At 41.4% G+C, this 9339-nt stretch carries 8 protein-coding genes and 1 other annotated feature; of the genes, 4 read left to right on the forward strand and 4 right to left on the reverse strand.

Annotated features, from left to right (window positions below; genetic code table 11):
* Nucleotides 1-431: 431 nt before the first annotated feature.
* The 3 genes from clpB to rluD all read right to left on the reverse strand — a co-directional run bounded on the left by clpB (nt 432) and on the right by rluD (nt 4848).
* Complete coding sequence (gene clpB, locus EAE92_RS23425; protein ID WP_214069782.1) at nt 432-3005, reverse strand: ATP-dependent chaperone ClpB; 2574 nt, start codon at nt 3003-3005, stop codon at nt 432-434.
* A gap of 133 nt (nt 3006-3138) precedes the next feature.
* On the reverse strand, nt 3139-3870 hold the full coding sequence (gene yfiH / locus EAE92_RS23430) for a purine nucleoside phosphorylase YfiH (RefSeq protein ID WP_214069783.1): 732 nt from the start codon (nt 3868-3870) through the stop codon (nt 3139-3141).
* Nucleotides 3871-4848 (reverse strand): 23S rRNA pseudouridine(1911/1915/1917) synthase RluD, encoded by a 978-nt coding sequence (rluD, locus tag EAE92_RS23435; RefSeq protein WP_214069784.1) that lies wholly within the window; start codon nt 4846-4848, stop codon nt 3871-3873. It abuts the gene before it with no gap.
* A gap of 137 nt (nt 4849-4985) precedes the next feature.
* Between rluD and bamD the strand changes: the two genes are divergently transcribed.
* Nucleotides 4986-5717 carry an outer membrane protein assembly factor BamD gene (gene bamD / locus EAE92_RS23440; RefSeq protein ID WP_214069787.1) on the forward strand — a complete coding sequence of 244 codons (732 nt, stop codon included), beginning with the start codon at nt 4986-4988 and terminating at the stop codon, nt 5715-5717.
* Nucleotides 5718-6002: 285 nt separating this feature from the next.
* Complete coding sequence (gene raiA / locus EAE92_RS23445) at nt 6003-6365, forward strand: ribosome-associated translation inhibitor RaiA (protein WP_214069788.1); 363 nt, start codon at nt 6003-6005, stop codon at nt 6363-6365.
* Nucleotides 6366-6436: 71 nt separating this feature from the next.
* Here raiA and EAE92_RS23450 read toward each other — a convergent pair whose 3' ends face one another.
* A complete protein-coding gene (locus EAE92_RS23450; RefSeq protein ID WP_214069785.1) occupies nt 6437-6694 on the reverse strand; it encodes a hypothetical protein in 258 nt (85 codons plus the stop codon).
* Nucleotides 6565-6683: a sequence feature (Phe leader region), on the forward strand. (Overlaps the previous gene by 119 nt.)
* A gap of 44 nt (nt 6695-6738) precedes the next feature.
* Between EAE92_RS23450 and pheA the strand changes: the two genes are divergently transcribed.
* A complete protein-coding gene (gene pheA, locus EAE92_RS23455) occupies nt 6739-7896 on the forward strand; it encodes a bifunctional chorismate mutase/prephenate dehydratase (RefSeq protein ID WP_214069786.1) in 1158 nt (385 codons plus the stop codon).
* 392 nt (nt 7897-8288) lie between these two features.
* Nucleotides 8289-8735 (forward strand): H-NS histone family protein, encoded by a 447-nt coding sequence (locus tag EAE92_RS23460; protein WP_046395558.1) that lies wholly within the window; start codon nt 8289-8291, stop codon nt 8733-8735.
* Nucleotides 8736-9339 lie beyond the last annotated feature (604 nt).

Raw genomic sequence — 9339 nt, forward strand, 5'->3', positions numbered from 1 at the left:
GACTAATTAGTTCGTAATGAATTAACTGTTGTTCACTCTTCAAGACTTTAAAACGTATTTTTTTGTGATACGGTCTTGTGAGTGCCCACACAGATTGTCTGATTAATTGTTAAAGAGCAGGCTGAATTAAAATTTAATATTCTCGCTCAGCCGGGCTGCGTATACTACGCTTTTCGCCCGCAGAGTCAAGCGCTTATTCGCTTTCTCTCTGCCTGACCTCACAATGTTTATCAGCGTTGTGTCGGTCAGTGGTGGCGCATTATAGGGAATTCTTTGACGCTGGCAAGCGTTTAATTGCAAAAAAAATTCATCTGAACGCCAATTAAGCAAAAACAGGGCTAAGTTGCGATTTAATGCACAAAATGATAAAAAAAGAGGCAGTTTTCTGCCCCTTATCTCTCATCAACTTTATTCTCTCGCTAAAGATAAAGTTATTGCTTTGCGACGATATGGTTATTTTCCACATCCAGAGTAACTCGTTTTCCTGGCAATAGTTGGCCGGAAAGTATCTTTTGAGCTAATGGGTTTTCGATTTCCTGCTGGATAGCTCGCTTCAATGGCCGTGCTCCGTAAACAGGATCGAACCCTGCTTCCGCCAACATGTCCAGCGCTTGCTGAGTAATCGTCACCTGATAACCACGTTCTTCCAGACGCTTGTACAAACGTTGCAATTGGATATCTGCAATCGCTGATAAGTGACTACGCCCTAATGGATGGAACACAACAGCTTCATCAATACGGTTAATAAATTCAGGTCTGAAATGATGGTTAACAATTCCCATCACCATATCTTTCATTTCATCATAATTCAGACTACCAAAACGCTCCTGGATCATGTCTGATCCAAGATTAGATGTCATGATGACAACCGTGTTGCGGAAATCGACGGTACGACCTTGCCCATCAGTCAACCGACCATCATCCAGCACCTGCAATAAGATATTGAATACATCCGAATGCGCTTTTTCCACTTCATCAAGCAGAATAACGGAGTAAGGCCGACGACGAACCGCTTCTGTTAGATAACCGCCTTCTTCATAACCAACATACCCCGGCGGCGCTCCTACCAACCTTGATACGGTATGTTTTTCCATAAATTCAGACATATCGATACGCACCATTGCATCATCGCTGTCAAACAGGAAATTCGCTAACGCCTTGCACAACTCAGTTTTCCCAACACCGGTTGGACCAAGGAACAAGAATGAACCAATCGGACGATTTGGATCAGCTAATCCAGCTCGGCTACGGCGAATCGCATTAGATACTGCATTGACTGCCTCATCCTGACCAATGACACGTTTATGCAGCTCTTGCTCCATGCGCAACAGTTTATCTTTTTCACTCTCAAGCATTCTGGCAACAGGAATACCTGTCCAACGAGCAAGAATTTCTGCAATTTCCGCATCGGTAACTTTGTTACGAAGCAGTTTCATATGCTTACCTTCAGCTTGTGTGGCGGCGGCAAGCTGTTTTTCCAATCCAGGTATTTTCCCATATTGAATTTCAGACATCTTCGCTAAATCACCACTGCGACGTGCCTGTTCCAAGCTGATACGGGCATTTTCCAATTCTGCTTTTATGTGCTGAGTACCCGTTAGCGCTGCTTTCTCAGCTTTCCACTCTTCTTCCAGTTCAGAATATTCGCGTTCTTTTACGATCAGCTCTTCATTAAGCATTTCAAGCCGTTTTTTACTGGCATCATCAGACTCTTTTTTCAGCGCCTGCTGTTCCAACTTCAATTGGATAACCCGACGCTCCAGACGGTCCAGCGCTTCCGGTTTTGAATCCATTTGCATACGTAAACTGGCGCCCGCTTCGTCGATCAAGTCGATAGCTTTATCCGGCAACATACGGTCTGAGATATAACGGTGAGATAATGTTGCTGCCGCGACAATTGCAGGGTCGGTAATTTGTACATGATGATGTAATTCATAACGTTCTTTCAGACCGCGCAAAATAGCGATAGTGTCCTCTACGGAAGGTTCTGCGACATAGACTTTTTGAAAACGGCGTTCCAGCGCTGCATCTTTTTCAATGTATTGACGATATTCATCCAGTGTTGTTGCCCCAACACAGTGAAGTTCGCCACGGGCCAAGGCTGGTTTTAACATGTTGCCGGCATCCATTGCCCCATCAGCCTTACCCGCTCCAACCATAGTATGCAATTCGTCAATAAACAGAATGACATTGCCTTCCTGTTTAGAAAGGTCGTTCAGCACGCCTTTCAAACGCTCCTCGAATTCACCACGATATTTAGCTCCTGCTAATAGCGCTCCCATATCCAGAGAAAGGACGCGCTTATTTTTAAGCCCCTCAGGAACTTCACCATTAATGATTCGTTGAGCAAGCCCTTCAACAATGGCCGTTTTACCGACCCCGGGTTCACCAATTAAGACCGGATTATTTTTGGTACGGCGTTGTAATACCTGAATAGTGCGGCGAATTTCTTCATCACGGCCAATCACTGGATCAAGTTTGCCTTGTTCAGCACGTTCAGTCAGATCAATAGTATATTTTTTCAGGGCTTGGCGTTGATCTTCCGCTCCCTGATTATCAACTTTTTCACCACCACGCATTTGTTCTATTGCCTTAGTGATTTTTTCTTTTGTTGCGCCAACAGCTTTCAATATGTCACTTAATGTGCCACGTTCTTCCAATGCTGCCAGAACAAATAATTCAGAGGAGATAAAATTATCCCCGGCTTTTTGCGCTAATTTGTCGCACAGATTTAAATGGCGAACTAAGTCATTGGATGGTTGCACATCACCACCAACACCCTGTACCCGCGGCAAACGTTCTAAAGCCAGCTCAAGCTGATTGCTGACACGGCCTGCATCGATTCCAATTGACGTTAATAGTGGGCGAATAGAGCCACCCTCTTGTTTTAACAGTGAACTCATTAAGTGAATTGGTTCGATGAACTGATTATCATGCCCAAGTGCAAAGGACTGGGCGTCAGCGAGAGCAAGCTGGAATTTATTAGTAAGACGATCCAGACGCATAACACCTCCAATACTGTTCAGAATGTTGCTACTGGAGATTAAATGAGGCCATTCCTCAAATATTCAAGGTTATTCTGAAAAGCAAATTGTGAGATATTCCCTTATGCGCCAACGGATCGCCCTACAGGATAGGTTATATCAGCCAGATTAAAGTTGCCATACGTCCGGTGATCCCATCACGCCGATAAGAGAAAAATTTCTCTTTATTACTGACAGTACACTCACTCCCGCCAAAAATCGCATTCACACCAACAGATTGCAATTTTAGTTTTGCCAACAAATAGATATCCGCTAAATACTTTTCGCCAAAAGGTATAAAAGCTTGACTCAAATCAGCATGCTGGCTAGTGAATGCTTGCAAAACTTCATTGCCGACTTCAAATTTTTTCGCGCCAATCGCCGGCCCTAACCAAACTTGGATCTGATGAGGTTTAGCTTTAAATTGAGCGATAGTGTTTTCCAGGACGCCAGCGCATAAACCTCGCCACCCCGCATGGGCAGCGGCAACCTCATCACCGGCAGAACTGCAAAATAGTACAGGCAGGCAATCCGCCGTCATCACGGCACAAACCTGCCCAGGAATATTGGTATAAACAGCATCAGCTCTCTTATCTTCCAGCGGCTGACCATTAAGTCTCACAACGCGCGTACCATGAACCTGTTCTAACCAGACTGGTTGCTGAGGCAGTTCTGCAATTTCCGCTAAAATATGCCTGTTTTGTTCAACAACATCAGGTTTATCACCAACATGCTTACCCAGATTCAGGCTATTGTAAGGTGATAAGCTCATTCCCCCTAAACGGGTAGAACTACAGGCTTTTACTGTCGTCGGTTGCGGCCAGTTTGGAAAAATAAGCGGGGTCATTTACCAATCCATTTCGTCTTTAAACGCTTCTGCATCTGTTTTTAATGCCTTAACCAGCATCACCATATCTTCGGGTAATTCAGCGTGCCACTCCATTTCAATGCCGGTTATCGGATGATAAAGGCGCAGCATCGTGGCGTGCAATGCCTGACGATCAAAGTTACGCATTACCTCGCGAAATTCATCAGAAGCCCCTTTCAAAGGACGAGGACGACCACCATACAAAGGATCGCCTACCAATGGGTGACTGATATGGGCCATGTGAACACGTATCTGGTGTGTTCTGCCTGTTTCCAGTCTGAGGCGCAGACGAGTATGCGCCCTAAAATGTTCCATTACCCGATAACGGGTAATAGCCGGTTTTCCCATTGGATGCACCGCCATATGCGTTCGTTTTGTTGGATGACGAGAAATGGGTTCTTCAACGATTCCGCCAGCGGTCATACGACCTATCGCCACCGCTTCATATTCACGGGTAATTTCGCGTAGTTGGAGTGACTCGACTAAACGCGTTTGAGCGGGAACCGTTTTAGCAATAACCATCAGCCCTGTCGTATCTTTATCAAGACGGTGAACAATGCCCGCCCGAGGGACATCGGCAATTTCAGGATAACGATATAACAGCGCGTTCAATATCGTACCGTCTGGATTTCCTGCTCCCGGATGAACGACCAAATCACGCGATTTGTTTATGACTAGAATATCATCATCTTCATAGACAACATTTAACGCAATATCCTGAGGTTCCCAACGCGCATCTTCTTCAATGATGGCATCAATTGCAATTTCTTCACCTCCCAGCACTTTTTCTTTTGGCTTATTGATTAATTTGCCATTAACCTGAACTCTGTCATCCAAGATCCAATCTTTTATGCGTGATCTTGAATAATCAGGGAACAATTCAGCCAAAGCCTGATCTAAACGTTGACCGAGCTGAGATTCGGCGACTGTTGTATTAAGTCGAATTTGTTGTGCCATATATTGTTTCTACACTTACGTTGAGTTTTGACGGCAGAGCCGTTTAATTTAATATAGTGTGCTATTGTAACTCGATCTTTTGCCGGGAGCTTCATGGATAGTCTCCCAGAAAACACTCAGAGGATAATCAACACGTGATGATACGCATAAAATATCTGGTGGCGGCAGCCACATTGAGCCTGGTACTTTCCGGGTGCGCTGGTAATAAAAATGCTGTCCCCGACAGCCCACCCGCGGAAATTTACTCTAAGGGTCAGGAAAAGCTGCAAAAGGGTAGCTATCCAGATGCGATCAAGCAATTGGAAACCCTCGATAATCGCTATCCATTCGGCCCCTATTCACAGCAAGTACAACTCGATCTGATTTATGCTTATTATAAATCCTCTGACTTGCCAATGGCGCTTGCTTCTATTGACCGCTTCATACGCCTGAATCCAACTCACCCCAACATTGATTATGTTCTGTATATGCGAGGATTAACTTCACAAGCCTTAGATAACAGTCTATTGCAGAGTTTCTTCGGCATTGACCGCTCAGATCGTGATCCTGAACACGCCAGGGTAGCATTCAAGGATTTTAGCCAATTAGTACGCTATCATCCTAACAGCCTGTATACCGCCGATGCCATTAAGCGTTTAATGTTTATCAAAGAGCGCCTGGCAAAGTATGAACTTTCTGTTGTGGAATATTATAACAAACGCGGCGCCTATGTCGCGGTGGTAAATCGGGTTGAGCAAATGTTACGTGATTACCCTGATACACAGCCAACTCTCGCAGCATTGCCTTACATGAAAAAAGCTTATACACATTTGGGTTTAACAGCTCAGGCAGATAAAGTAGCAAAACTCATTGCTGCTAATCCTGTATAAAAAAGCAGATGATAAAACAGCGGTTGGCGCCGCTGTTTTATTTTTACTTGTCAAATCCAAAAAAACCGCTTATTCATTAGGAGAATAAAAGACTCAACTTGTCAATAGTGTCTTATTAGCTTCAATCCTGCAATAGATATTCTTTGTATTTTTACCACTAATCACAATTACTTCAACTAGTTGCCTCATACCTGATTAAATAGTGATTTAGATCACCTTTTCCATGAAAAAGAAATGTATGCTGAAATTATTGAAGGTGGATAATCAATAATGAGAGGTAACTATATGATAGTGAATATTACCAGCAAACAAATGGAGATTACCCCGGCAATTCGCAACCACGTAGAAAAACGTCTGAACAAACTAAATAAATGGCAAGTAAATCTGATAAATCCTCATATTATTCTATCAAAAGGGCCTCAAATTTTTAGGGCTGATGCAACCATAAGTATACCGAATGGTATGCTAGTCGCCGGTGCGAAACATGAAGATATGTATATTGCTATCAATGAATTATTAACAAAATTGGAGCGCCAACTGAATAAAGTACAGCATAAGGGAGAAGCACGCCGTACTGACAACAGTGTTAAAGAATTAAACCTTAACCTAGAAGCACAACTAGAAACAGAACCAGAAATATCACAATAAAATAACAATGACTTGCCTCTAACGCGTCCAATTTGGACGCGTTTTTTGTTGACAGAAACAACAACATAAGGTTAATTAACAAAAATTACGTAAACCCTTGCCCAGTGCGGACGGCTGCCGATGAAATGGAAAGCAAGCAATGGAAAGCTTTGCCCGGTTGGGTAAAGATCGGTCACATAAACTATGAATATGAGAATATGATGAATACAAGCCTGTTTTTCTTTTCTTTCTTTTTTACCTTCCCTGAGGGAGGCTTTCGTCGTTGAAAAAAGAATGAGAAGACGAATAGCAAGCCTCCCCATCGGGAGGCTTTTTTCTGACCATTGCAAACCTATTATTATCAGAATGCGAACAACCCATTAGGAACCCATTTATGGATCAAAATAACTTGCTGAAAATACGGGAAAAAGTCAGCGAACTTGATTTAAAGTTACTGATTTTACTAGCAGAGCGTCGCCAATTAGCTTTTGATATCGCACAAACTAAGTTACAGGATAATCGCCCCATCAGAGACAAAGATCGCGAACGAGAACTACTAGATGTCCTAATTAAAAAAGGGAAAAACCACGGGCTTGACGGCTTTTATATTTCGCGTCTCTTTCAGATGATCATTGAAGATTCCGTACTCACTCAACAAGCATTATTGCAGCAACACCTAAATCAAACCCCCCAAGATTCAGCGCGTATTGCATTCCTCGGTCCTAGAGGTTCCTACTCTCATATCGCAGCCCGCCAATATACCGCACGCCATTTCAATCAATTAATTGAATGTAGCTGCCATAAGTTCCAAGATATCTTCTCCCTGGTTGAAACAGGCCAGGCGGATTACGGAATGTTACCCATTGAAAATACCAGCTCTGGTTCCATCAATGATGTTTATGACTTGTTGCAACATACCAATTTGTCAATTGTGGGAGAAATAACCCTTCCTATTGACCATTGCCTACTCATTGCAAGAGATACCACGCTATCAGAGATCAAAACGGTTTACAGTCACCCTCAACCATTCCAACAATGCAGCCAATATATTAATCAATTCCCACATTGGAAAATTAAATACTGCGAAAGCACCGCCGCCGCAATGCAAGAAGTCGCTGAACAGAATTCACCAGAAATTGCAGCTTTAGGTAGTGAAGCGGGCGGCGCACTTTATCAGTTACAGGTTCTGGAACAGAATCTAGCCAATCAATCACATAATATTACTCGTTTCATTATTGTTGCCCGTCAACCTATTGAAGTTGCAGAACAGGTACCAGCCAAAACGACATTTATTATGGCAACCGGACAGCAGGCAGGCGCGCTGGTAGATGCGTTAATGGTGCTGAAAAAACATAATATTATTATGAGTAAACTGGAATCTCGCCCGATTAACGGGAATCCGTGGGAAGAGATGTTTTATATTGATGTCCAAGCTAATATTCGTTCAATTAATATGCAACACGTTCTGAAAACATTGGCGAAAATCACTCATTCATTAAAGGTATTGGGATGTTATCCAACAGAAAGTGTGGTGCCGGTTAATCCTTCCTGATTAAAAAGAACCGGATATTAAAATATCCGGTTCAGATTATTGGCTTTCAACATTTTTATTATCAATGAGAAAATTTTTACTGCCTTTAACCTCTCGGTTTAAGGCTTTTGATTTATTTCGTAAATCCCGACTTTCTCAGATTAAATACGTTTTATCTGAATGTGATAAAACCGGTGTTAATAAAAACCACGTTTTATCTGTCACCACGGTTTTAAAGCCTGGAAAAAACCGCAAGCATATCGTGAAAAAGAAGGCAAAAACTTTAATCATTAAAGGTAAAACAGAAATGATTAAAGCTTTTTTAAAGCAAGTAAAAAATCTGGTGTTATACTGACACCGGAAGAGAAAACATCAGAAAAGACAGGTTTTAAACTTATTAACAAGGTGACAAAATGACAACATTAACCATAGAACAAGAATATGAGATTGTATCAAACCATTTATCAAGAATATCCACATTAAGAAGATTTGCGCAAACAAAAGATGTTGAATGGTTAGATGATGTTTACAAAGCATTAGAGGTAGTCGTTCAAGAAAACAAAGAAATCTTCAGATTAATGAGTTTAGAAGCGGAACAAAAAGAACAAAAACGTTTAGAAATATTAAGGCTGATTGAAGAAACCGGCCTTGATCTTAAGACCATTAATATACCTGTTACCGTCTCTAGTTTTAAAGCTAAAAAATCAAATGCAGGAAAAGGAAAGACGAGAAAACCTAAGTATCAGTTTAATGAAAATGGAGAAGTTAAATACTGGTCAGGAAACGGGAAAAAACCATCAGGTTTACAAAAACTCCTCAATGAAGGTCATTCATTAAATGAATTTTTAATTCAAAAATAAAACGCCTCAGAATGAGAATAGCCTCATAGGTTTATCATCTGTTTAATACTATTTACTTTCCTTTTTTGCTTGCATTCGCTTTTTGGGGCGATAGCAAGCGCCTTTTTATTGGTGATTAATTCGGTTATTAATTAAAAAAATGTAAAAAAACAGGTACCCATTAATGCCAAATTTTTAAAAGGTAAAAATCACCTAAAAACAGCCTACTCCCCACTTATTCATCAGCGATGCTATATCCTAATTATTTTACTAAACAGGTTATAAAAATAACGTAATAAAAAAAGAGGTAAAACAGTTAATCTGTCAGGATTTAAACCCTGAAAAGAGAGTTGATTATCTAAAAGAATACCTTTAAACCATTTACTGGTTGATTTAATAAAAAAATAAAGAGTGGTGACTGATAAGAACCGTTCAGCATTGTCAATAAAACGGAGTTAGTAAAGATAAAAAACAGGTATGATTAACACTCGTTAAATATATACCCGTAATCATTGAAGATGCTTGATTTTATCCGAAATGGAGATCATTATCCTCGCTATGAAAATATTTATTACATCAGAACAAAAAATCAAACTTGAACGTCTTCACGACACCACTCGTGATG

Origin of the sequence: Photorhabdus hainanensis, from assembly GCF_018448965.1 — a bacterium.
In the GTDB taxonomy this organism is placed as follows: Bacteria; Pseudomonadota; Gammaproteobacteria; order Enterobacterales; family Enterobacteriaceae; genus Photorhabdus; species Photorhabdus akhurstii.